Genomic DNA, 22,878 nt, shown 5'->3' with positions numbered 1-22,878 from the left:
TCGAAACCGGTGTGTCCGACGGAGGCTGTAGCGTGACGTGGCAATGCAGCTAGGCACCGTGAGAACCCGCGGACGCGCGGACAGAAACGACGGCGAGGACTGATGGCACCCGAACCCGAAGCAAACGGCGGCGGAGTTCCGGATGGCACCGACTCCTGGGGCATCGGCGGTGTCGTCGGCGACGGACGTTACCGGCTGACCGGCCGCCTGGGCCGGGGCGGCATGGCCGAGGTCTTCGCGGCCGAGGACGTCCGGCTGGGACGTACCGTCGCGGTGAAACTGCTGCGCTCCGATCTTGCCGAGGACCCGGTCTCCAAGGCCCGGTTCACGCGTGAGGCGCAGTCGGTCGCCGGCCTCAACCACCATGCGGTGGTGGCGGTGTACGACTCCGGCGAGGACACCGTGGCCGGCCAGACGGTCCCGTACATCGTCATGGAGCTCGTCGAGGGCCGCACCATCCGTGACCTCCTGCTCAACGCCGAGGCCCCGCCTCCGGAGCAGGCGTTGATCATCGTCTCCGGGGTGCTGGAGGCGCTGGCCTACTCGCACCAGCACGGGATCGTGCACCGGGACATCAAGCCGGCCAACGTGATCATCACGCACTCCGGTGCGGTCAAGGTGATGGACTTCGGCATCGCCCGTGCGCTGCACGGCGCGCAGTCGACGATGACCCAGACCGGCATGGTCATGGGCACGCCGCAGTACCTCTCCCCCGAGCAGGCGCTGGGCAAGGCCGTCGACCACCGCTCCGACCTGTACGCCACCGGGTGTCTGCTGTACGAACTCCTCGCGCTGCGGCCTCCGTTCACCGGTGAAACTCCGCTTTCCGTGGTGTACCAGCACGTTCAGGACATTCCGGTTCCGCCGTCGGAGATCTCGCACGGGGTGCCGCCGGAGCTCGACGGGCTCGTCATGCGCTCGCTCGCGAAGGACCCGGACGACCGGTTCCAGAGCGCCGAGGAGATGCGCGGACTGGTCCAGTACAGCCTGCAGATGCTCCAGGTGCAGGGCGGCCACACCGGTACGTGGAACACCGGCCCGGTCGTGATGAACGACGGCCAGGGCACCCCGCCCAGGGGCATGACCGGCTCCACCCGTGCGATGAACCACGGCGGGTACCACGGGGACACGTCGCAGGGCCCGATCCTGCCGCCGATGAACCCGGACGACGGTGGCTACGACGGCGGCAGCACTCGGCAGGGCGGTGGCGGCCGCGGCAAGATGTGGCTGTTCGTCGTGCTCGCGCTGATCGCCATCGGTGCGGGTGTCGCCTTCGCGGTCAACGCGGCACGGGACAGCGGCGGGAAGCCCGAGGCACCGACCACCTCGACGTCCAGCACCCCCTCCCCGACGAAGACCTCGGCCACGCCGACCGAGGAGGAGACGACGCAGGACACCGAGCAGCCCGGCAACTCCACCGGCGATCAGCAGGAGACGCCGGAGCAGCCGTCGTACACCCCGTCGTACACCCCGAGCGAGACGGCCGAGCCGACGCCCACGGGCACGCCGACCGAGACGGACACGGACCCGGCGTCGGACGGGGGAACGGACGACGGGGGCACGGGTAACGAGACCACGCCCCCGACCGACCCGACGACCGAGCCGGGCACTCCGGGCGGCAACGGCGGCGAGCCGGGCGGCACCGAGGGCACCGACGCCGGAACAGATGTGGCCGGTGGCGCGGCGGGCGCCAACCCGTAACCCAGCCCTCACCCCGTGAACGCGTCGCGCACCGCCTCGTACTCACGGGTCCACCAGACCGCCAGGGCCGACACCGCAGGGAACTGCGGGTCGGCCCTTCGGTCGTTCAGGCAGTAGCGCCAGTGCAGTATCCAGAAGTCGTTGAGCCGCTCCCACCACACCCGGTGCACCGCCGCGGCCAGTTCGTCCGCCCCCGCACCGGCCGCCCGCCGGTAGGCGCGCGCGTAGGCCCGCACCTTTCCCAGCTCCAACTCCCCGGCCGGCTGCACGAAGAAGATCGCCGCGGCCCGTACCGCCTCTTCCGCGCGCGGCTGCACCCCCAGCCGGTCCCAGTCCAGGATCGCCACCGGTTCGGCGCCCCGGTAGAGCACGTTCAGCGGGTGGAAGTCACCGTGCACCCAGCCGGTCGCCGGACCGTCCGGGGCGGGAGGGCGGCGGTCCGCGTGCTGTTCCAGCAGGGTGCGCCGCTCAAGTAACCGGTGTTCGGCCAGTTCGTCGAAGGAGTCCCGGGGCCGGCGGCCGCGCGCGGCGGCCAGCAGTTCGTCGATCAGCGCGAACGTGTCGGAGGGGTCGCGGCTCGCGTGGCAGGACCGCCCCCCGGCCCCCGCGCCCGCCCCGGCGCCCGCCTCCATCACCTGTTCAAGACCTGTGTGTACGGCTCCGAGCAGCGCCCCGAGACGCAGCGACTGGGCGACGGTGAGCTGGGCGCCTGCCCGGTGCAGTCCGTCGACCCAGGGGTGCAGGGCGTAGCAGCGGCCGCCGATCTCGGTGACGGTGTCCCCTTCGCTGTCCACGACGGGTGGTGCGACGGGGACTCCGAGTGACTGGAGCCGCTGGGTGGCCCGGTGCTGGCGGACGATCGTGGCGCGGTCGCCGGTGGAGTCGTCCAGGTGGTGCTTGAGGAAGTACGAGCCGCGGGTGGTGGACACCCGGTAACCGTGGTTGAGCAGCCCCTGGTCGAGGGGTTCGCAGGCGAGCGGCTCACCGGTGTCCGGGTAGCGGCGCAGCACCTCGCCGACAGGGGGAACAGGCGGGAAGGTTACAGATGAGCGCGGCACTCGCCAGATGTTAGATCAACGCTGCGTTGCGGATCTGCGGAGTTGCGTGGAAGTCCAGAGTGTGCACAGTGACGAAGTGCGGGTCGAGCCGGAGGTAGGCCGGTGTGAAGGGCTCCCCGTTGACCTCGACCGGTGCGGGGCCGAAGAGCTCGCGCTGGGCGCCGGTCGGGTCGACGATCTGCGCGGGCCCGGTGAACTGCACGGACCACAGGTCGCGGCTGCCGGCCGAGGTGGCTTCGTTGTAGTTGTCCGCTCCGTACGCCACGACCGCGCCGTCGCAGGCGTCGTGGTAGCCGAGGCCGCTGTGCATGCGCAGGACGACACGGCCGTCGGTGACGATGTGCCGGGCCACCGTCAGGATCGGGAGGGCTCGCATACTCGTCGCCAGCCGGCCGTAGGGGACCCGGCCGAGCAGCTGGATTGCGTGGAGTTCCTCGGAGGACATGCCTTCCACTGTCCGTCACCCGTGTGGGACGGAATAAGAGGCCGGGGCCCCGGGTGGGCCGGGACCAAAGTCCCGAACCCGGGCCCCGGGGGCGTACCGCTCAGCGCTTCTCGGCCTGGAGCCGCGCCACATAGGCGGCGGCCTGCGAGCGCCGTTCCATGCCCAGCTTGGACAGCAGGCTGGAGACGTAGTTCTTGATCGTCTTCTCGGCGAGGTGGAGCCGCTCGCCGATGACCCGGTTCGTCAGCCCCTCGCCGATCAGATCGAGGATCTTGCGCTCCTGATCGGTGAGGCCCGCGAGCTTGTCGTCGCTGCGGCCCTTCTTTCCGTCGCGCAGCCGTTCCAGCACCCGCGCGGTGGCCACCGGGTCGAGCAGCGATTTTCCGGCCGCCACGTCCCGTACGGCATTCAGCAGTTCATTGCCGCGGATCGCCTTGAGCACGTATCCGGAGGCGCCCGCCATGATGGCGTCGAAAAGTGCCTCGTCGTCGGCGTACGAGGTCAGCATCAGGCAGTTGATGGACTCGTCCTGGGAACGGATCTCGCGACAGACCTCCACTCCGCTGCCGTCCGGCAGCCGTACGTCGAGGACGGCGACATCGGGACGGGTCGCGGGGATCCGTACCAACGCGTCCGCGGCCGTACCGGCCTCGCCGACCACTTCGATGTCGTCCTCGGCCGAGAGGAGCTCGTGGACTCCGCGGCGGACGACTTCATGGTCATCCAGCAGAAAAACAGTGATTTTTCCTTCTTTGCGCACAATCGCAGTCTCACACACTCCCCTCTTCCCTGCCGCTGTCCGGCGGGATAACGTGCCGTTGTTCCGGCGGCCTGCAAGGCTGTTACCAGTGCTGTGACCAGCGAGAGTTCCCGAATTCCTCGATTTACTTGGATATCCAAGCAAAATCGCAGGTCAGGAAGGGTTTCGCAGTTATGCGAAGCACTGGGTAACGTGCATTGGACAGGGCGCTCGCCGGGGCACCTGTCACGCCTGTTCCCGGACCGAGCGGCACCCACCCCGTGCACGGGTACGGACACAGGCGAGCCGCACTGGTCACCCGGCAGACCCCGGGGGCCGGACCGACGGAGGAGCACGCACGTGACCGTGGAGAGCACTGCTGCCGCGCGTAAACCGCGACGCAGCAGCAAGCGGACCAGCGCCGCGAAGACGCCCGCGAAGACGCCACAGAGTTCCGGACCTGAGCTCGTACAGCTGCTGACGCCCGAGGGCGTACGCGTCGAGCACCCGGACTACTCGATCGACCTGACCGCGGAGGAGCTGCGCGGTCTGTACCGGGACATGGTCCTGACCCGTCGCTTCGACGCCGAGGCCACCGCGCTCCAGCGCCAGGGCGAGCTGGGCCTGTGGGCCTCGCTGCTGGGCCAGGAGGCCGCTCAGATCGGGTCCGGCCGGGCGCTGCGCGATGACGACTACGTCTTCCCGACCTACCGCGAGCACGGCGTCGCCTGGTGCCGCGGCGTCGACCCGACCAATCTGCTCGGGATGTTCCGCGGTGTGAACCACGGCGGCTGGGACCCGAACAGCAACAACTTCCACCTGTACACGATCGTCATCGGCTCGCAGACCCTGCACGCCACCGGCTACGCCATGGGCGTGGCCAAGGACGGTGCGGACTCGGCCGTGATCGCGTACTTCGGTGACGGCGCCTCCAGCCAGGGCGACGTCGCCGAGGCGTTCACCTTCTCCGCGGTCTACAACGCCCCCGTCGTGTTCTTCTGCCAGAACAACCAGTGGGCGATCTCCGAGCCGACCGAGAGGCAGACCCGGGTGCCGCTCTACCAGCGCGCCCAGGGCTTCGGCTTCCCCGGCGTCCGGGTCGACGGCAACGACGTACTGGCCTGCCTGGCCGTCACCAAGGCGGCTCTGGAGCGGGCCCGCCAGGGCGAGGGGCCCACCCTCGTCGAGGCGTTCACCTACCGGATGGGCGCGCACACCACCTCCGACGACCCGACGAAGTACCGGGCCGACGAGGAGCGCGTCGCCTGGGAGGCCAAGGACCCGATCCTGCGCCTGCGCACCTACCTGGAGAACGAGGGCGCCGCCGACGAGGCGTTCTTCACCGCTCTCGACGAGGAGAGCGAGACCCTCGGCAAGCGGGTGCGCGAAGCGGTACGGTCCATGCCCCAGCCGGACCGGCTGGCCATTTTCGACCACGCCTACGCCGACGGGAACGCCCTCGTCGACGAGGAGCGCGCCCAGTTCGCCGCCTACCAGGCATCGTTCGCCGAGGAGGGCAAGTAGCCATGGCCATGGAAAAGATGTCCATCGCGAAGGCGCTCAACGAGTCGCTGCGCAAGGCCCTCGACACCGACCCCAAGGTCCTCATCATGGGTGAGGACGTCGGCAAGCTGGGCGGGGTCTTCCGGATCACCGACGGACTCCAGAAGGACTTCGGCGAGGACCGGGTGATCGACACCCCGCTCGCCGAGTCCGGCATCGTCGGTACGGCGATCGGCCTGGCGCTGCGCGGCTACCGGCCGATCGTGGAGATCCAGTTCGACGGCTTCGTCTTCCCCGCGTACGACCAGATCGTCACGCAGCTCGCGAAGATGCACGCCCGCTCGCTCGGCAAGATCAAGCTGCCGGTCGTCGTGCGGATTCCGTACGGCGGCGGCATCGGCGCCGTGGAGCACCACAGCGAGTCGCCCGAGGCACTGTTCGCGCACGTCGCCGGGCTGAAGGTCGTCTCGCCGTCCAACGCGTCGGACGCGTACTGGATGATGCAGCAGGCCGTGCTGAGCGACGACCCGATCATCTTCTTCGAGCCGAAGCGCCGCTACTGGGACAAGGGCGAGGTCGACACCGAGTCCATCCCGGGCCAGCTGCACCGCGCCTCCGTCGCCCGTACCGGCACGGACCTCACGCTCGTCGCCTACGGCCCGATGGTGAAGGTCTGCCTGGAGGCCGCCGCGGCCGCCGAGGAGGAGGGCAAGTCGATCGAGGTCGTGGACCTGCGCTCGATGTCCCCGATCGACTTCGACGCCATCCAGGCCTCGGTCGAGAAGACCCGCCGGCTGGTCGTGGTCCACGAGGCGCCGGTGTTCTACGGCTCCGGCGCGGAGATCGCCGCCCGCATCACTGAGCGCTGCTTCTACCACCTGGAGGCACCCGTGCTGAGGGTCGGCGGCTACCACGCCCCGTACCCGCCGGCCCGGCTGGAGGACGAGTACCTCCCGGGTCTCGACCGCGTGCTCGACGCCGTCGACCGCTCGCTGGCGTACTGAGGACGGGGACGTGACAACGATGACCGACACTTCCAACGCTGCTCGCTTCCGTGAGTTCAAGATGCCCGACGTGGGCGAGGGACTGACCGAGGCCGAGATCCTCAAGTGGTTCGTCCAGCCGGGCGACACCGTCACCGACGGCCAGGTCGTCTGCGAGGTCGAGACGGCGAAGGCGGCCGTGGAGCTGCCGATCCCGTTCGACGGCGTGGTGCACGAGCTGCGCTTCCCCGAGGGCACGACCGTCGACGTCGGCCAGGTGATCATCGCGGTGGACGTGGCGCCGGGTTCCGGCGACGCTCCCGCCGCAGCCGAGCCCGAGCCCGCGCCCGCCGCGGAGCCGGTGGCCGAGGCCGAACCTGAGGCGCCCAAGGGCCGCCAGCCCGTGCTGGTGGGCTACGGCGTGGCCGAGTCCTCCACCAAGCGGCGCGCCCGCAAGGGCACCGAGGCGGCTCCCGCCGCCGCGTCCGCCGCGATCCAGGGCGAGATGAACGGCCACGGCACCGGCCACGCCGCGGTCGCCGAGAGCCGTCCGCTGGCCAAGCCGCCCGTGCGCAAGCTGGCCAAGGACCTGGGCATCGACCTGGCGACGGTCACCCCGACCGGTGAGGGCGGCGTCATCACCCGCGAGGACGTGCACGCGGCGGCGACGCCGGCGCCCGCCCCCGCACCGGTGCAGGCCGAGGCCCCGGCGCCGGTCGTGGCTCCGGCCCCGTCCGTGACCGCCCGCGAGACGCGTATCCCCGTCAAGGGCGTACGGAAGGCCATCGCGCAGGCGATGGTCGGCAGCGCGTTCACGGCGCCGCACGTCACGGAGTTCGTGACCGTCGACGTGACGCGCACGATGAAGCTCGTGGCGGAGCTCAAGGAGGACAAGGACATGGCCGGGGTGCGGGTCAACCCGCTCCTGATCATCGCCAAGGCCCTCCTGGTCGCGATCAAGCGGAACCCCGAGGTCAACGCCGCCTGGGACGAGGCGAACCAGGAGATCGTGCAGAAGCACTACGTCAACCTGGGCATCGCCGCCGCCACCCCGCGCGGACTCATCGTCCCGAACATCAAGGACGCGCACGACCAGACGCTGCCGCAGCTGGCCGCGTCCCTGGGCGAGCTGGTCTCCACGGCCCGCGAGGGCAAGACGTCTCCCGCCGCGATGGCGGGTGGCACGGTGACCATCACCAATGTCGGCGTCTTCGGCGTCGACACGGGCACGCCGATCCTGAACCCGGGCGAGTCCGCGATCCTCGCGGTCGGGGCCATCAAGCTCCAGCCCTGGGTCCACAAGGGCAAGGTGAAGCCCCGTCAGGTGACCACGCTGGCCCTGTCGTTCGACCACCGCCTGGTCGACGGCGAGCTCGGCTCAAAGGTCCTGGCGGACGTCGCCGCGATCCTGGAGCAGCCGAAGCGGCTGATCACCTGGGCGTAGTCGCCCCGGCGGTACGTGTGTGAGGTGGGCCCGTGCGCATTCTGCGCGGGCCCACTCCTGCACCCCGGACAGGTCGCTACTCTACGGAAGTGCCGCGCTACCCGGCGCGGTCGTCCGAGGAGGGCCCGTGTCTTCGAGTTGTGACCCCCAGTACGCTGCCGCCGGTGACGTGGGTGCGGCGCTCATGATGATCGACTCCCGCCTCAAGAGCATCTACGACGGCGAGGGCGACGACGCCGACACCGGCCGCGAACAGCGTGAACTGGTCGAGCAGTTCGTCGCCTCCCTGGGCCCCGGGGGTGCCGAGGACGTACTCGACGGCACCTGCACGATCGTCTACATGTTCATGACCTGGCTGCGGCAGGCGCACGAAGCGCACGACAAGGACGTCATCGAGTACGTCGCGCCGACGCTCGTGGCCTCCCTGCGCCTGATGCCGAGGAGCATCCGGCCCGAGGCCATCCCGACCATGGCCGGCCTGGTCGTCGCCGCGGGCACCGGCCTCAGCCCCAACCTGTGGCGCAAGCAGTACGGGGAGTGGACCGAGGCGGAGATGAACTCGCTGGAGGCGACGGCGTTTCTCCTCGCGGAGCAGATCAACCGCATCGCGGACGACCGCGACTTCGCCACCCGCATGATCGCCGAGGCGCTGTCCCGCGCGGACGGGACGGATGAGTCGTAGGGGTCAGTTGACGACGGCTCGTCACAGCGAGGTGAGGCGTGCCATCTCCTCCTCGGAGAGCCGCAGTGCGCCGGCCGCCACGTTCTGTGCGAGATGGTCCGGGTCGCTCGTCCCGGGGATCGCGAGGACGTGCGGGCCCTGTTGCAAGGTCCATGCCAGCCGGACCTGCGGGATCGAGACCCCGTGCGCGCGGGCGACGGCGCCCACCGCCTCGTCGTCACCCGCCGTGGGCCCTGCCTCCCGTCCGGGGCCGGCGATGGCGAAGAACGGGACGAAGGCGAGCCCGAGTTCGTCGCAGCGCCGGAGGAGGTCCCGCTCCTCGCTCGACGCGCCGATCCCGTAGGGGTTCTGGACGCAGACGACCGGGGCGATGTCCAGGGCCTCGGTCAGTTGGGCGGACGTGACGTTGGAGACGCCGAGGTGGCGGATCAGTCCGGCCTCCCGCAGCTCGGCCAGCGCGCCGAAGTGCTCGCCGATCGAGCCGGTCCGCCCGCTCGGCGGTACCCGGAGGTTGACCACGTCGAGATGATCGCGGCCCAGTTGCCGGAGGTTCTCCTCGACCTGGGCGCGCAACTGTGCCGGCTCGGCCCACCACCAGGCGCCCGAAGGATCGCGGCCCGGCCAGACCTTGGTGGTGATGACCAGATCCTTCGGATAGGGCGCCAGCGCGCGGTTGATCAGCTCGTTGGCGGACCGGGTGGCCGAGAAGTAGAACGCGGCGGTGTCGATGTGGTTGACGCCGAGCTCGACCGCCCGCCGGAGCACACTGATCGCCCGCTCACGGTCACGGGGTACGCCCTTGCCGAAGGGTTCGGTACCCGTCAGGCGCATCGTGCCGAAGCCGACGCGGCGCACCGTCAGGTCACCGAGTCGCCAGGTTCCGCTCTCTTCGGCCGGGTTTGTTCGTGCATGCATGACTGCGATCTCCTCTTGCGGTGGGTGGTGGAAGCCGTCGCCGGGCACGCGGAACGCCTTGGGCCCTTCGGTGGGCCCATCGGGGCGGTTCGCCGGCGATGGGCGAGCCGGGCGTGTCCGGGAACGAAAAAAGCCTCCCCGGCGGAAGGAATCCGCGCCGAGAAGGCTCACGTAACACCGGCATCATAGCAGCCCGAGTTGGGCGGAGACCGGAGTTGGGAGTGATGTGGACGCACTTCTGCGCGCACAGGGCCTCGGGCGCGCCCACTTCGCTATCCACTTCCCTGGCGGTGAGAGGGGGTGACTCGTCACCGGACGGGTGCGGGGGCTGCTGCCGTGTCCCTCCTCGGCCGCACGGTCAGTTCGGCGAAGACGGTCTTCCCGACGGTGCGCGGCTCGACGCCCCAGTGGTCGGCGAGCTGGGCGACGATGAGGAGCCCGCGCCCGTAGCAGTCGTCGGCGCCCGCCTCGCGCAGTCCGGGGAGTCGCTCGCCGCGGGGGTCGCTGACCTCGATGCGGAGGGTGGTGGGGGTGAGGGTGAGGTGGACGCGGAAGAGGCGCCCCCGCATGGAGCCGTGCAGTAAGGCGTTGGTCGCCAACTCGCTGACGAGGAGCGCGGCTTCGCCCGCGTGGTGCGGGTGCCCCCACTCGGTGACCAGGCGCGCGGCGCGGCGGCGGGCGAGGGTGACGCTGCGAGCGGTGGGGGTGTAGTCGAGTCGGTCCTCGTGAGGTGAGGGCTCGGGGGTGGGGATCTCCTGGGCTGCGGTCATGGTCGCGAGCTCCTCAGGTGCGGGCGGTGGCAATGCCGCACTGCGCTGGGCAGGACGGTGCACTTCCGCCGATTGGCTCCGCTATGTGAGCGGTGTGCAGCTGAACGTAGCGATGCAACTGGCATGGATGCAAGTGAAACGGGGACACTTGTCCCCAACGGGGGATAGTGGTCGACGATTGGCCCCGTGGAGAGCGACACTGATGCGGTGAATCGAGCGACTCCGCAAGGCAATAGGTCGTCAACTGTTCTGGGGCGCAGGCTCGGTAGCGAGCTGCTGCGTCTGCGGGACGCGTCCGGGAAGACACAGCAGCAGGCTGCCCAGGTCATCAGTGCGACCAACTCGAAGATCGTGAAGATGGAGCGCGGGTGGGTTCCCATGAGGGACCCGGACATTCGAACTCTCTGCGAGTTCTACGGCCTTGAGGATCTGAAGGTTGTCGGCCGGCTGCTGGAGGTGGCTCGGCTGGACAGGGAACGCCGCAAGGCAAAGGGTTGGTGGAATCAGTACCCGGAACTGCGCTCGCTGGTCGAGTACGTCGCGCTCGAAGACATCGCAACGGCGGTCAGGACATGGCAAGGGGCCTTCGTGCCTGGACTGCTTCAGACACCGGACTACGCTCGGGCGCTTGCGGTCGGCAATGCGGACTGGGACGACCCGGATGAGATCGAGCGGTTCGTCGAGGCGAAGATCGCCCGCCAAGTGCGCCTCACGGACGGTAGCCCGCTCGCCCTCTGGGCCATCGTGGGCGAGGGCGCCCTACGCCAGTTGGTCGGTGGCCGCGAGGTGATGCGTACGCAGTTGGAGCGTTTGGTGGAGGCTGCTGCCGCGCCAAATGTCACGGTGCAGGTTGTCCCCTTCCTGGCTGGCTCTCACCCTGGCATGACCAGCGCTTTTAGCGTCGTATCGTTCGGCGAACCGGGCGCGGTGGACGTGGTCTACATGGACACCACGTCGTCTACGCTGTGGCTGGAGAGCGAGACGGACGCCGCGCGCCACAACACCACGTTCGGGCACATCGCGAGAAATGGGCTCGCTCCCCACGATTCCCTCGCTCTCATCGAGCGTATTCGTAAGGAGCTGTAGTCGTGCCGCACTTCGAGTTCGTCAAGTCCAGCTACAGCAGCGGCAATGGCGAATGCGTCGAAGTGGCCCGCAACATTCCGCACACCGTCGCCGTCCGCGACTCCAAGCAGCTCGACGGCCCCCTCATCCTCCTCACCCCCGCCGCATGGAACGCCTTCCGGGCCGGGCTGCGCCGATCCTGAGCGCTGGCCGGCGAATCCTGTCGGCCAGGGCTCAGGCCCCAGAGAGGGTGGTTGGCGTCGGCGCGAGATCCGGCGGCGCCCGGAATCGGTCAGGCCGGCTCAGGTGCTGCCCAGGGCACGAGCTTCTGAGCCATGTTGTAGATCTGGACCTGGCCCGTCATCGACAGGTACATCCGGTTGCCGGGCTGGTGCGGGGTGTTGCTGGACCAGACGACACCGGTGGCGTTGTAGACGATCAGGCTGCCGTCCGTGTCCATGATGACCTTCCCCAGGCTCGTCGGGTTCTGCGGGACCTGCCACAGAAGCCTGTTCCCGTTGACGTTGTCGTACAGCGTCAGACGGCCGCCGAGCTCCTCGTAGACCAGCGCGTAGGCGCCGTTCGGGGAGTAGATCCGGTCCCGCGGGCGGAGGACGTCTCCGGGCAGCATGCCGTTGCCCTGGGCCGTCGGCTCCTCGGTGTCGTAGACGTAGCCCAGCGCCGCGTGGTCCAGCACGGAGCTGATCCGCACCGACAGCTGCTCCCACGGATGCATGACGTCGGGCTGGTTCTGGCCCTGTGGGCCGCCGGAGACGGGGGCGTAGGCGTTGGGGTTCCGCTTCTGCCACAGGGTCCAGATGCGGTCGACGTTGGCGTGGTGCAGGAAGAACACCGGGTCGTTGGGCGCGCTGAGCACGTCGCCCATGTTCCCGCTGACCCAGCCGTGCACCACGTTGTGGATGCCCGGACCGATTCCGCCCTCCAGGTAGTTGCGGAAACTGGGATGGTCGGTGTTGTCCCACGGCGATTGGTCGTACGGCACCTGCGCCAGGCAGGCTTTGACGTCGTCTTCCGTGGGAAGTTTGACGGTGTTGTTGAACCCGCCCAGCTGGCGCCGCAGGTACGGCCGCTCGGTGTCACGGCAGACCCAACCGTTCCCGTTGGCGTACGTGAACGGCCCGTTCAGGACCTGGTTGTCGCCCGCTCTGCCGGTGCCGCCCATGAAGTACTCGCTCCACAGAGTGGATCCGGCAATGTCCTGGTCGACGGTCCAGTCCCAGTACGGCAGGGTGACACCCGAGTCGAGTGCGCGCAGTTGCAGTTCGAACTGCCGGATGAACTGCCGGTGCCACGGCAGGAAGCTGGGACCTCCGTGGCCCCAGGGTCCGAGCCGGGAGTGCTCGTCGATGTACCAGTCGTAGAAGCCCAGTCGTTTGCTCGACAGGACCGCTTGGGAGTACCGGGCTTTCTCTTGCGGCCACATCCATGCCTGGTTCCTACGCACGCGCGGGCCATCGTTCGCGGATTGATTCACGGGCGATCACCCCTCTCGTAAGGGCTGGTCGGTGAACTCTCCTTGACGTCCACGGTGAGTCACGCCATGCCGCTCGCCACCCGAGTGAGGCCGTTCGGGTGACACCTCCGCCCGGCGCGGGCGGGGATGAGGTTCGACCACGACGGGGCCGTCGTGCTCCGGCACACGCGGCCCTCTGCTCACGTGTCCGGGCCGAGTCCGGGCCGGACACGAGCTGTGGACGTCGAGTGTGCCCTCGCCGCCGGTGTCAGCCCTCGCACCCCGTCAGTTCGATCAGGTGCCGGGCGGTGCCGGCCGGGTCGACGGTCTGGTGCAGGTGCGCACCCGCCAGATGCGCCACCCGCCAGCCGCGTTCGCCCGCGTCGGCGGCCAGGTCCTCGTACGGGGGGCCGAACAGAAGGTAGGAACAGGGGTGGTCGTCCCAGCCGTCGGGGACCGGGACGTGCTGCTCGTAGTAGGCGAGCGGAAGTCTTGGCTGCTCGTCGGTCACCTGTCGGCGCATCGTGGGTTCGGAGAACATCGGCGCGATGTCGGCCTCGTCCCACCAGTCTGTCCAGCGCGGCAGGGTTCCGTTGACCGCCAGGGGGCGGAGAAAATCCAGCAGTTCGGGTGGTGCGACGGGTGTGGGGCCGGTGCGGGCCGGCAGCGCGGCATCGACGAAGACCGAAGCGGTCACCGGGTTGGCCAGGCCCGCGCGGATCGAGGGGAGGAACAGGCCGGCGTTGCTGTGGGCCACCAGCGCAAGGGGCTGATCCGCCGGAATGCCGCGTAGAACGTCTTGGACCGCGGCGACTGCCCGGGGCCAGAACGGCGGTTCGCCGGTGCCCACATCCAGCAGGGACGGCACGCGCACCCGGTGTCCAGCGGCGGTCAGCCATTCGGCCACCGGGTGCCAGGTCGAGGGCCCGACCGAGGGGCTGTGGACGAGAACGAAGAGCGGCTGCATACGGGCATCCTCTCGCCGTACGGCCACCGCTCGCGCCCGGCTCGGCCGACGGCGAACACCGCGAGGGCGTCATGGAGGCGGCGAGGGGTGGATATCCCCCTTCTGATCCACCGGCCCGCCGGATGTTCACCTGTCGCGCGGTCGACGATCGTCGATTCCCTGACGCAGAGCGCGTACGGGGAGAGGAAGACTGTGCGAAACGGGATCTTCAAGGCGGCAACGGCATTTGTGATCATGGCCCTTGCCGGTGGGGCGGTGGTTCCCGCAGCGGCGGCGCCACGGCCCACCGTCGACGGTGGCTGGCGCGTGAACGGCTACGGCACCGTCCTGTCCATCGCGCACGGGCGGCTTCAGCAGTACCAGACCACCGCGCTGGGCTGCCTCAGGGGCGAACCCGCGCAGCAGACCGCACCGGGCGTGTACAGGTCCGGCGACGGGACGCTGTTCACCGTACGGGCGTCCGGGTCGTTGCGGCTGTCCGGTTCGGCCGGGTACCGGGAACTGCGCCGGCTCGACAGGCTGCCGGCGGCTTGCGAGCAGCCCATGTCCACGTCCACGGACGACCCGGTGACGACGTTCGACGTCTTCTGGCAGTCCTTCGAGGAGAACTACCCCTTCTTTGCCGCCAAGGGCATCGACTGGCATGCCGTACGCGACACGTACCGGCCGAAGGTGCACGCCGACACGACCAGGGACGAACTCTTCGCTCTCTTCAGCGAGATGGTGACGCCGCTGTACGACGCACACGTCGCTGTCTTCGACGGTGAGCGCCACTTCTCCCAGGTCCGCCCGGGTACAGCCGTGATCGGTGGGGATCTGGACACCAAGGTCAAGGACTACGTCGTGCGGAGCGACCTCGGCGGCGAGCCGCTGCTGGAGTTCGCGAACGGCCGGATCAGCTACGCGGATCTGCCCGGCGGGCAGGGCTATCTGAGGCTCTCCGGGTTCGCGGGCTACAGCAGCGCCGACGAGCCCTCGTACGCCGCGGAGCTGGCTGAGCTCGACAAGGCGCTGGATGTGGTCTTCACCGCCGAGCGCACGGCCGCGCTCACCGGTCTCGTCATCGACCTGCGAATCAACGGCGGGGGCGCGGACGCGCTCGGCCTGCACCTTGCCGAGCGCCTGACCGACTCCTCGTACACCGCCTATCGCAAGCGCACCCAGTACACCCGGCCGCAGCCCGTCCCTGTGAAGCCTGCTCGCGGGGTCCCCCGTTACGCCGGTCCTGTCGCCGTGCTGACGGCCGCGACGACGTTCAGCGCGGGTGAGACGTTCACCCAGGCCCTCATCGACCGGCCCGGTGGGGCCGTCCGCATCGGGGAGAACACGCAGGGCGTCTTCTCCGACACCCTGGACCGCACGCTGCCCAACGGCATGGCGGTCTGGCTCCCGAACGAGGAGTTCCTCACCCGGCGGGGGCAGGCCTTCGACGGCGCGGGCATCCCGCCCCACATCCGTACACCGGTCTTCACCGATGAGGAGTTCGCGACGGACCGCGACTCGGCCTTCGACGCGGCGGTCGCCGTTCTGCGGGAGCAGAGGGTGTCATGAGATGCCACGCCCTCATCCGGTGTGTTGGGTTACGGGTCTGTCCCAGCGGGCGGCGGCCGCGATCGGGTGCGGAACCGTGGCGGGAAGTGCCCTCTGGGCGGGCCTGGCGGGGTGTTCCGGTTCGGCGCAGCCGGTGCGGAGGGGGGTGTGGGCAGGCTGTACGTGTAACAGGCATGTCTTAGGCGGCGGTTCGGCGGAACGGCGCGGCGGGGCCACCGGTCTTGTTGATCAGTAACGCTCGCTCGTACCTGACCGTACGGAGCGGCCGGCCCTGTTCACCGATGCTGAGGAAGAAATGATGCGCGCTCACCGGATCACCTTCGCCGCCCTGGTCGTTGCCGCCGGCCTCTCGCTCACCGCCTGCCAGAACGACGACGACGCCACGGGGGCGAGTGACCCGTCGTCCGCGTCCTCGGCCTCCGCCGCGTCCTCCTCGGGAGGCGGTTCGGGCTCGGGCGGTTCGGAACAGGACAGCGGGAAGGACACCGCCGGCTCCGACGGCAAGGGCACGGCAGCCCCCGCCGACTCCGGCTCCAGCTCCGGCTCCGGAGACAGCGGCACGGCCCCCAAGTGCACCACCGACGGGCTGAAGATCACGGCGCAGGACGGCTTCATCGAGGGCGACCCCGATGGCAGCGTCGTGGTGGGGCTGACGAACGGCAGCGGCGCCGACTGCGTGATCTCCGGGTTCGCGGGAGTCGACCTGAAGACCAACGCGGGGACGATCTCCGCCACGCGCAAGGGCGAGCCCGGTGACCCGTACATCCTCAAGAACGGGAAGGAAGTCGACTTCTACGTCAGCTACCCGCTCAATGAATCGGGTGGCTCAGGCGTCCGCATCACTGGCCTGGTGGTGACCCCGCCGAACGAGACGAAGTCGGTCACCCTCGACTGGCCGGGCAACAGCTCGCTGCCCGTCACGGACGGTTCCGGCTCCCCGGTGCTGGTCGGCCCGATCGGCAGTGCCGGGCAGGGCGGCTGACCCGGCCGGTTCGGGCGCGGGCGGGGGGCAGGCCCCAGGCCGTTCCCCCCGGGGTAGCCCCCGGGACCGTACTGACGGCAGCGCCTCCCTGCGACCGGGGGCGGGCAGGATGGGACGGCCGCCTCTTCCCTGGTGGGATGGGCACGTCCCTCGGATGATCCGGGCGCTGAAGGGCCGCGGGCCGAGGGCGGAAATGGGGTCCCTCATGCAGGTGTTACGAAGGCGTCGGCGACGACTGCTCGTCCTGACCGGCCTGGCCGCGCTCCTCCTGGCCACATCGGGCGGCCCGACAGTTGCCGCGTCCGCGCAGCACACCGATCCGCTCCAGCGGCGGGTGGACGCGATCCACGACACCGGGGTGGTCGGTGTGTCCGCCGAGGTGACGTCACCGGGTACACGGGCCGTCGCGCGGGCCGGGGTGGCCGAGAGGGGCACCAGGCGGCCGATGCCTCCGGGCGGAAGGTTCCGGATCGGCAGTGCCACCAAGACGTTCACCGCCACGGTCGTGCTGCAACTCGTCGGCGAGGGGCGCATGTCCCTGGAGGACACCGTCGAGAGGTGGCTGCCGGGAGTGGTGGGGGGCGGCGGCCCCGACGGCAGTTCCGTCACCGTGCGGCAGCTGTTGCAGCACACCAGTGGAATCCCCGAAGTCCTGCCGGAGATCGCCGCGTTGGGCAGCGCCGACGGGTATCGGGCCGAGCGCTTCCGTACGTACACCCCGGAGGAGCTGGCGAGGCTGGCGATGCGGCGCTCGGAGGATGTGTCGACCGAGGCCGCGTGGTCGTACTCCAACACCAACTACATTCTCGCCGCGATGATCATCCGTGAGGTGACCGGCCGGAGCTGGGACCGGGAGGTGGAGGACCGGATCATCCGACCGCTGGGACTGAGCGGTACCAGTACGCCCGGCACCTCGCCCTTCATTCCCGGCCCCCATGCCCGCGCCTACGCCGCGTTCGGTACCGCCACCGGCATCGACGTCACGGCGCTCAACACGAGCATGGCCGTCGGATCCGGCGCGGTGATCAGCACCACGCACGATCTGAGCCGCTTCTACACCGCACTGCTCGGCGGGCGTCTGCTGGAACCGGCGGAGCTGGACGAGATGACGGCCACGGTGTCCGCACCCGGGATGGGTGTCAGTTACGGACTCGGGCTGGGCGAGATCCCGTTGTCCTGCGGCGGCACGTACTTCGGTCACCCGGGCGAACTGCTCGGCTATCGCACCTGGGCCGGCATCACCCGGGACGGGGCCAGGACGGCCGTGGTGTACGCCACGAGTGACGGCGGCCCGGACACGCAGCAGGCCATGAGGACGCTCGTGGACCAGGAGCTGTGCGGGGATTCCGCCACCGGAAAGTAGCCCGCTAGGGCGAGGTGACGTCCCAGGCCGCCTCGATCATCTCGAAGATCTCGTCCACCGCGGCGTCCGGATCGGACGCCGTCCGGGCCAGCGCATGGGCGTCGATCGCGAACCTCGCGATCGTCCGGCAGGCCGTCGTGCTCCGTGACAGGCCGGGACCGGCGGCGATGGCTGTCGCCAGCGACTCCGTGTGGCGCAGCCTCATCGTCTCCTCGTAGTCCCGCAGGGCGGGTGAGGCGTCGATCATGCGCCAGATCGGGGTGCCGCCGTTGGCCGTGCAATGGCGCACCAGGGCGCGGATCTCGTGGCGCAGGGCGGGGATGAGCGGCTCGTCCGGCGCCCGTCCCGTGACCGCCTGTGTGAGGCGTTGTTCGAAGTCTTCGTCCTGCTCGAACACCAGGGCCTCTTTGGAGGCGAAGTGGGAGAAGAGCGTGGTGACGGCCACGTCCGCCTCGGCGGCCACGTCACGGATGCCCACTGCGTCGTACCCGCGTTCCAGGAAGAGCCGCAGGGCGGTGTCGGCGATCTTCTGGCGGGTCGCGGCCTTCTTGCGCTCGCGGCGCCCGGACGGGTCGGTCATGGCCTCACGCTATCAGCCACAAAAACGTAACCGGTATGAAAGGCTAACCGTTAGTGTTACGTTCGCCGGTATGAAGAGAGTGAGCTTCGCCGAGTTCGGCGGTCCCGATGTTCTGCAACTCCTCGACGCCGAGGAGCCCCACGCGGGCCCCGGCCGCATACGCATCGCCGTGAGGGCGGCGGGGGTGAACCCGGTCGACTGGAGGGTCCGTGAGGGCCAGGTCCTGGGGGCGCATCCGATCGAGCTGCCCGCAGGGGTCGGGCTGGACGCCGCCGGGGTGGTGGACGAGGTCGGCGAGGGGGTCGAAGGGGTGGAGATCGGTGACCCCGTGTTCGGCGAAGGCTCCTGCACCTATGCCGAGTTCGCCGTGCTGTCGGCGTGGGCGGCCATGCCCGAGGGGCTGACGTTCGAGGAGGCCGCCGGATACCCCTCCGTGGTGGAGACCGCGTTGCGCATCATCCGCGAGGTCGGTGTGGAACCCGGGCAGACGCTGCTGGTCAGCGGTGCGTCCGGAGGAGTCGGATCGGCGGTGGTGCAGATCGCCCGCGACCGCGGCATCACGGTGATCGGTACGGGCGGGGCCGCGAACCAGGACTACCTGCGTGGCCTGGGCGCCCTCGCCACGACGTACGGCGAGGGCTGGGTCGAGCGGGTGCGTCGGCTCGGGCCTGTCCATGCGGCGCTCGACGTGGCCGGCTCGGGCGTGATCCGGGAGCTCGTGGAGCTGACCGGGGACCCGCACAGGGTGGTCTCCATCGCCGATCTCGCCGCACCGGAACTCGGCGTCCGGTTCTCCGGGGTGGCCGGGAGCGTGCCGGACGCGCTCGCGGAAGCCGCCGGCCTCATCGCGCGGGGGAGGCTCCACATCCCGGTCGAGAAGGCGTACCCGCTCGCCGACGCGGCGGCGGCCCACGTGGACAGCCGGGCAGGCCACACCCGCGGGCGCAGGGTCCTGGTCGTCTGATCCGAGTCCGAGTCCGGGTCCGAGTCCCGCACAGGGTGCAGGGCTCGGCGGACCGGGGCCCGCCGGCACGGGGCGGCGGCCGGCCCCGGGCCCCGGGGCACGTGGTCATCCGCAGGGGTGAGCCGGTGCGGACGGTGGTCGCTTCGCGGCCTCCGCGGATCGCGCATCAGGCGTTCTGCGGCGTCCGCGGTGATCCGCCGTCCGCCGGTTCGCCGAGCGCACCCCGGGAACGGCGCGGTCCTCGGCGGTCGCGGTCGCGACCGGGCTGCCGGAGACCGAGGACGACGCCCGCGGTGACGAGCAGCGCACCGATGACGTCGGCGGGGCCCGCCCGGCCGAGGCCGAGCGCGACGGTGGTGAGCAGGGCGCCCACGGGTACGAGGCCGGCGAAGAGGCCCGCACGGTCGGCGCCGAGGCGGCGCAGCGCGTCGTACCAGAGGAAGAACGCGGCGGCGGTGACGATCGCGCCGAGGTAGGTGAAGGCGGCGGCCTCACCGGGTGCGGGCAGCCGCAGGGCGCCGGGACCTTCCAGGGCGAGGCTCGCGGCCAGCAGCAGGGGCACGGACAGGGCGGCGGGATAGGCGGCGACCCGCAGGGGCCCGATCCTGGGCAGCAGCGGGATGGCGAGCAGGGAGAAGGCCACCTCGCAGACGAGCGCGCCCAGGGACAGCAGGAGGCCCTGCAGGCTGCCCGAGCCGAGTCCGGCGGCGACGGCTGCGCCGAGTGCGACCACGATCGCGGCGCCGACGGTGTGCGGGGCCGGGCGGCGGCGCTCCATCAAGGGCCCGACGAGGGCGAGGACGAGCGGGACGGCTCCGACCACGGTGCCGATCATGGCGGGGCCGGCGTGCCGGGTGGCTGCGACGAGGAAGAGGTTGAAGCCGGCCAGGCCGGTGGCGGACAGTGCGGCCAGGAGCACGAGGTCACGTGCCGTCAGGCGGACGTGGGGCAGCCGCTGGTGGCGTAAGACGAGGAGCAGGATCGTCGCGGCGAGCGCATAGCGCAGGGCCTGTCCTGCCAAGACCGGGTAGTCGGCGATGGTGGCGGATACGGCCGTCGAGGTTCCGACGAGCAGCATGGCCGAGGCGGCGCCGATGGAGGCGGATCTCATGCTGCGTGCTCCCGCTGCGTCGAGGCGGCGGCCGACGGGGCGGCAAGGACCTTGCGGGTGACACGTTCGGCGATGGCGGCGACCACGGTGCGGGGGCGGCGGGGTGTCAGGTGGGCACCGAGGGCGTTGCCGAGACCGGGGGCGACATAGCCGCGGTCGCGGTCCAGCGCGCGCAGGGCGGCGCGTACGACGGGCTCCGGGGTGGTCATGGAGCCGGTGACGGCCGCCTTGCGGGTGCCGATGGTCTCGAAGAAGGCGGTCTCGACCGGTCCCGGGCACAAGGTGAGCACGCGGATGCCGCGCCGGCGGTACTCCTGGCGCAGGGCGAGGCCGAAGTTGAGTACGAAGGCCTTGGACGCGGCGTAGACGGCGAAGTACGGGGACGGCTGGAAGGCGGCGTTGGACGCGACGTTGACGACCGCGCCGCTGCCGCGCTCCAGCATGCCGGGCAGCAGCAGGTGGGTGAGGTCGACGAGGGCGACGACGTTGACCATGAGCTGGTCGTGGTCGCGGGCCCAGGAGATCTCCTCGAAACGGCCGCAGGTGCCGAAGCCGGCGTTGTTGACCAGCAGATCGACGCTGAGGCCGCGTTCCGTCAGCTCGTCGGCGATGCGGCGGGCCGCGTCCGGTTCGGCGAGGTCCTGGACCAGTACATGGGCGCGGACGCCGTGCTGGGCGATCAGGCGCTCGGCGAGCGCGGCGAGCCGGTCGCCTGACCGCGCCACCAGGATCACCTCGTGCCCTTGGGCGGCGAGCTGCTCGGCGAACTCCGCGCCGAGCCCGGACGACGCTCCGGTGATGAGGGCGGTGCTGTGCATGAGTTCCTCCTTCGATCGGCGGTAACTGAGACGTGACAGTACTAGTAATTCGAGAAGATGCAACAGGTGTGATGCAGATAGAGCGGAGATTGCATCTGGGATGTACTGTGTTGCGAGGCAAGTGGTCGAGTGGGAGGCGTAATGGGCGAGATGCCGGTACGGCCGTTGCGGGCGGACGCGGAGCGCAGTGTGCGCGCGGTCCTGGAGGCGGCCGAGCGCGTGCTCGCCCAGGACCCGGGCGCGTCCATGGAGCAGATCGCCGCGGCCGCGGGAGTGGCCCGGACGACGATCCACCGGCGGTTCGCCAATCGGCAGTCGCTGATCGAGGCGCTGGCGTTGTCCGCGGCCCGTCAGCTCGCCCAGGCGGTGGACGACGGCAGGCCGGACACCGCGCCGCCGCTCGTGGCGATGCACCGGATCACGGCCAATGTGCTTCAGGTCAAGGGTGCTTGGGCGTTCGCCCTGGGGCTGCCGGCGGATCCTGACAGCGAGGCCGCCGCCCTCCAGCAGGACATCGACCGCCGCTGCGTCGCCGTGCTGCAGCGGGCCCAGGCCGAAAAGGTCATCGACGCGGCGGCCGATCTGGAGTGGGTGCGCCGGGTCTACTACGCGCTCATCGGGGAGTCCCTGCGCGGCAACGCGGACGGCGCCGGCCCGGACGGCGCGGACCCCGACGCACTCGCCGCCCGCATCATCGACACCTTGCTGCACGGTGCGGGGCCGCGCGCCTGAACCGGGAGCGTCCGGGCGCCTTCACGGGACGGGCCGGCGGTGGGTGAACGCGAAGGTGCCCGGCACATGCGAGGCTGCACGCGCCGGGCACCTTCGTACCGCAGGGCTACTTCTTGAAGCCGTAGTCCATGAGCTTCTTCGCGTCCGCCGTGCGGGTCGCCTCCGAGGTGGAGGTGAGGACCGTACCGATGACGGTCTTCCCGTTGCGGGTCGCCGCGAAGACCAGGCAGTACTTGGCCACCGCGCCGGAGCCCGTCTTCACGCCGATCGCGCCGCTGTAGGTGCCCAGCAGCTTGTTCGTGTTGGTCCACGACATGTAGCGGTAGCCACCGCTCTTCGTCGTGACCTTCTGCTTCGTCGACTTCGTCTTCACGACCGTGCGGAACGTGGAGTACTTCATCGCGCTGCTTGCGATCTTCGTCAGGTCCTTCGGGGTCGAGTAGTTGGACCCGTTCCCTATGCCGTCGAAGGAGTCGAAGTGCGTGTTCTTCAGGCCGAGGGTCTTGGCCGTGCTGTTCATCTTGCCGATGAACGACTTCACCCGGGCCGCGCGCGTGGTTCCCGAGCCGAACTTGTCGGCCAGGGCGTACGCGGCGTCGCAGCCGGACGGCAGCATCAGACCGTACAGCAGCTGACGGACCGTGACCTTGTCGCCCACGATGAGGCGGGCCGAGGACGCGCCCTTGGAGACGATGTAGTCGCTGTACGCCTTCTGGATCGTGACCTTGGAGTCCAGGTTGAGGCCCTTCGTGGCCAGCACCACCCGGGCGGTCATGATCTTCGTGGTGGAGCCGGTGGAGCGACGGGTGTCCGCGGCCTTGCTGAACAGGGACTTCCCGGTGCCGTTGTTCATCACGTAGCCGCCCTTGGCGACGAGCGTGGGAGTCGGCGGCGTGGCGGCCTGTGCCGTGGAGGCGAACGCGCCGCCCGCGATGACGGCACCTGCGGTGAGGGCCACCGTAGCGGTGGCGGATGCGCGCCTTATGCGCTGAATGCCGAGTTTCAAGTTGAATGCTCCAAATGCCCCTGGA

General features: G+C 70.0%; 23 protein-coding genes. 12 read left to right on the top strand and 11 right to left on the bottom strand.

Features of this window, described 5'->3' with window-relative positions; genetic code table 11:
- The first annotated feature begins 102 nt into the window (after window positions 1-102).
- Window positions 103-1,701, top strand: a complete 1,599-nt coding sequence (locus tag SH922_RS19480) for a protein kinase (RefSeq protein ID WP_393059213.1) — start codon at window positions 103-105, stop codon at window positions 1,699-1,701.
- A gap of 8 nt (window positions 1,702-1,709) precedes the next feature.
- Here SH922_RS19480 and SH922_RS19475 read toward each other — a convergent pair whose 3' ends face one another.
- The 3 genes from SH922_RS19475 to SH922_RS19465 all read right to left on the bottom strand — a co-directional run bounded on the left by SH922_RS19475 (window position 1,710) and on the right by SH922_RS19465 (window position 3,964).
- On the bottom strand, window positions 1,710-2,711 hold the full coding sequence (locus SH922_RS19475; protein ID WP_393063623.1) for a phosphotransferase: 1,002 nt from the start codon (window positions 2,709-2,711) through the stop codon (window positions 1,710-1,712).
- A 58-nt stretch (window positions 2,712-2,769) separates the two neighbouring features.
- Entirely contained in the window at window positions 2,770-3,204 is a 435-nt protein-coding gene (locus tag SH922_RS19470) for a pyridoxamine 5'-phosphate oxidase family protein (RefSeq protein WP_393059212.1), read from the bottom strand.
- A gap of 100 nt (window positions 3,205-3,304) precedes the next feature.
- Window positions 3,305-3,964: a response regulator gene (locus SH922_RS19465; protein ID WP_393059211.1), complete on the bottom strand. Its 660-nt coding sequence runs from the start codon at window positions 3,962-3,964 to the stop codon at window positions 3,305-3,307.
- A 339-nt stretch (window positions 3,965-4,303) separates the two neighbouring features.
- Here SH922_RS19465 and pdhA point away from each other — a divergent pair, with 339 nt between their 5' ends.
- The 4 genes from pdhA to SH922_RS19445 all read left to right on the top strand — a co-directional run bounded on the left by pdhA (window position 4,304) and on the right by SH922_RS19445 (window position 8,555).
- The gene (gene pdhA / locus SH922_RS19460; protein WP_393059210.1) at window positions 4,304-5,467 is read left to right on the top strand and encodes a pyruvate dehydrogenase (acetyl-transferring) E1 component subunit alpha; all 1,164 of its coding nucleotides are present in this window, start codon (window positions 4,304-4,306) and stop codon (window positions 5,465-5,467) included.
- Between the two features lie 2 nt (window positions 5,468-5,469).
- Entirely contained in the window at window positions 5,470-6,450 is a 981-nt protein-coding gene (locus SH922_RS19455) for an alpha-ketoacid dehydrogenase subunit beta (RefSeq protein WP_393059209.1), read from the top strand.
- 10 nt (window positions 6,451-6,460) lie between these two features.
- On the top strand, window positions 6,461-7,873 hold the full coding sequence (locus tag SH922_RS19450; protein WP_393059208.1) for a dihydrolipoamide acetyltransferase family protein: 1,413 nt from the start codon (window positions 6,461-6,463) through the stop codon (window positions 7,871-7,873).
- Between the two features lie 127 nt (window positions 7,874-8,000).
- Window positions 8,001-8,555 (top strand): hypothetical protein, encoded by a 555-nt coding sequence (locus tag SH922_RS19445; RefSeq protein WP_393059207.1) that lies wholly within the window; start codon window positions 8,001-8,003, stop codon window positions 8,553-8,555.
- Between the two features lie 21 nt (window positions 8,556-8,576).
- Here SH922_RS19445 and SH922_RS19440 read toward each other — a convergent pair whose 3' ends face one another.
- Complete coding sequence (locus tag SH922_RS19440) at window positions 8,577-9,470, bottom strand: aldo/keto reductase (protein ID WP_393059206.1); 894 nt, start codon at window positions 9,468-9,470, stop codon at window positions 8,577-8,579.
- A gap of 308 nt (window positions 9,471-9,778) precedes the next feature.
- The gene (locus SH922_RS19435) at window positions 9,779-10,240 is read right to left on the bottom strand and encodes an ATP-binding protein (protein WP_393059205.1); all 462 of its coding nucleotides are present in this window, start codon (window positions 10,238-10,240) and stop codon (window positions 9,779-9,781) included.
- Between the two features lie 207 nt (window positions 10,241-10,447).
- Here SH922_RS19435 and SH922_RS19430 point away from each other — a divergent pair, with 207 nt between their 5' ends.
- Together SH922_RS19430 and SH922_RS19425 are read left to right on the top strand one after the other, a co-directional pair.
- On the top strand, window positions 10,448-11,326 hold the full coding sequence (locus SH922_RS19430) for a helix-turn-helix domain-containing protein (RefSeq protein ID WP_393063622.1): 879 nt from the start codon (window positions 10,448-10,450) through the stop codon (window positions 11,324-11,326).
- Between the two features lie 2 nt (window positions 11,327-11,328).
- Entirely contained in the window at window positions 11,329-11,508 is a 180-nt protein-coding gene (locus SH922_RS19425) for a DUF397 domain-containing protein (RefSeq protein ID WP_393059204.1), read from the top strand.
- Window positions 11,509-11,597: 89 nt separating this feature from the next.
- Here SH922_RS19425 and SH922_RS19420 read toward each other — a convergent pair whose 3' ends face one another.
- A complete protein-coding gene (locus tag SH922_RS19420; protein ID WP_393059203.1) occupies window positions 11,598-12,749 on the bottom strand; it encodes a tyrosinase family protein in 1,152 nt (383 codons plus the stop codon).
- Between the two features lie 298 nt (window positions 12,750-13,047).
- Complete coding sequence (locus SH922_RS19415) at window positions 13,048-13,746, bottom strand: alpha/beta hydrolase (protein ID WP_393059202.1); 699 nt, start codon at window positions 13,744-13,746, stop codon at window positions 13,048-13,050.
- A gap of 234 nt (window positions 13,747-13,980) precedes the next feature.
- Here SH922_RS19415 and SH922_RS19410 point away from each other — a divergent pair, with 234 nt between their 5' ends.
- The 3 genes from SH922_RS19410 (at window position 13,981) to SH922_RS19400 (ending at window position 17,642) form a co-directional block, all read left to right on the top strand.
- Window positions 13,981-15,297: a S41 family peptidase gene (locus tag SH922_RS19410; RefSeq protein WP_393063621.1), complete on the top strand. Its 1,317-nt coding sequence runs from the start codon at window positions 13,981-13,983 to the stop codon at window positions 15,295-15,297.
- Window positions 15,298-15,595: 298 nt separating this feature from the next.
- Entirely contained in the window at window positions 15,596-16,279 is a 684-nt protein-coding gene (locus SH922_RS19405) for a DUF4232 domain-containing protein (protein WP_393063620.1), read from the top strand.
- Between the two features lie 205 nt (window positions 16,280-16,484).
- Window positions 16,485-17,642, top strand: a complete 1,158-nt coding sequence (locus tag SH922_RS19400) for a serine hydrolase domain-containing protein (protein ID WP_393059201.1) — start codon at window positions 16,485-16,487, stop codon at window positions 17,640-17,642.
- A gap of 4 nt (window positions 17,643-17,646) precedes the next feature.
- Here the strand turns inward: SH922_RS19400 and SH922_RS19395 are convergent, their stop codons facing one another.
- The gene (locus SH922_RS19395) at window positions 17,647-18,222 is read right to left on the bottom strand and encodes a TetR/AcrR family transcriptional regulator (RefSeq protein WP_393059200.1); all 576 of its coding nucleotides are present in this window, start codon (window positions 18,220-18,222) and stop codon (window positions 17,647-17,649) included.
- Between the two features lie 70 nt (window positions 18,223-18,292).
- On the opposite strand from SH922_RS19395, the gene SH922_RS19390 reads away from it, so the two are divergent.
- Window positions 18,293-19,186: an NADP-dependent oxidoreductase gene (locus tag SH922_RS19390; RefSeq protein ID WP_393059199.1), complete on the top strand. Its 894-nt coding sequence runs from the start codon at window positions 18,293-18,295 to the stop codon at window positions 19,184-19,186.
- Window positions 19,187-19,352: 166 nt separating this feature from the next.
- Here the strand turns inward: SH922_RS19390 and SH922_RS19385 are convergent, their stop codons facing one another.
- Entirely contained in the window at window positions 19,353-20,297 is a 945-nt protein-coding gene (locus SH922_RS19385) for a DMT family transporter (RefSeq protein WP_393059198.1), read from the bottom strand.
- Entirely contained in the window at window positions 20,294-21,115 is an 822-nt protein-coding gene (locus SH922_RS19380) for an SDR family NAD(P)-dependent oxidoreductase (protein WP_393059197.1), read from the bottom strand. The genes SH922_RS19385 and SH922_RS19380 overlap by 4 nt, the downstream gene beginning before the upstream one ends.
- Window positions 21,116-21,256: 141 nt before the next feature.
- Between SH922_RS19380 and SH922_RS19375 the strand changes: the two genes are divergently transcribed.
- Window positions 21,257-21,847 (top strand): TetR/AcrR family transcriptional regulator, encoded by a 591-nt coding sequence (locus tag SH922_RS19375; RefSeq protein WP_393059196.1) that lies wholly within the window; start codon window positions 21,257-21,259, stop codon window positions 21,845-21,847.
- Window positions 21,848-21,953: 106 nt separating this feature from the next.
- Here SH922_RS19375 and SH922_RS19370 read toward each other — a convergent pair whose 3' ends face one another.
- On the bottom strand, window positions 21,954-22,853 hold the full coding sequence (locus SH922_RS19370; RefSeq protein WP_327710159.1) for a D-alanyl-D-alanine carboxypeptidase: 900 nt from the start codon (window positions 22,851-22,853) through the stop codon (window positions 21,954-21,956).
- Window positions 22,854-22,878: the final 25 nt, after the last annotated feature.

Origin of the sequence: Streptomyces sp. LN549 (assembly GCF_043203805.1) — a bacterium.
Taxonomy (GTDB): domain Bacteria; phylum Actinomycetota; class Actinomycetes; order Streptomycetales; family Streptomycetaceae; genus Streptomyces.
Note: the sequence above shows the minus strand (reverse complement) of the source record. Positions and strands in the feature narration are given on the sequence as shown.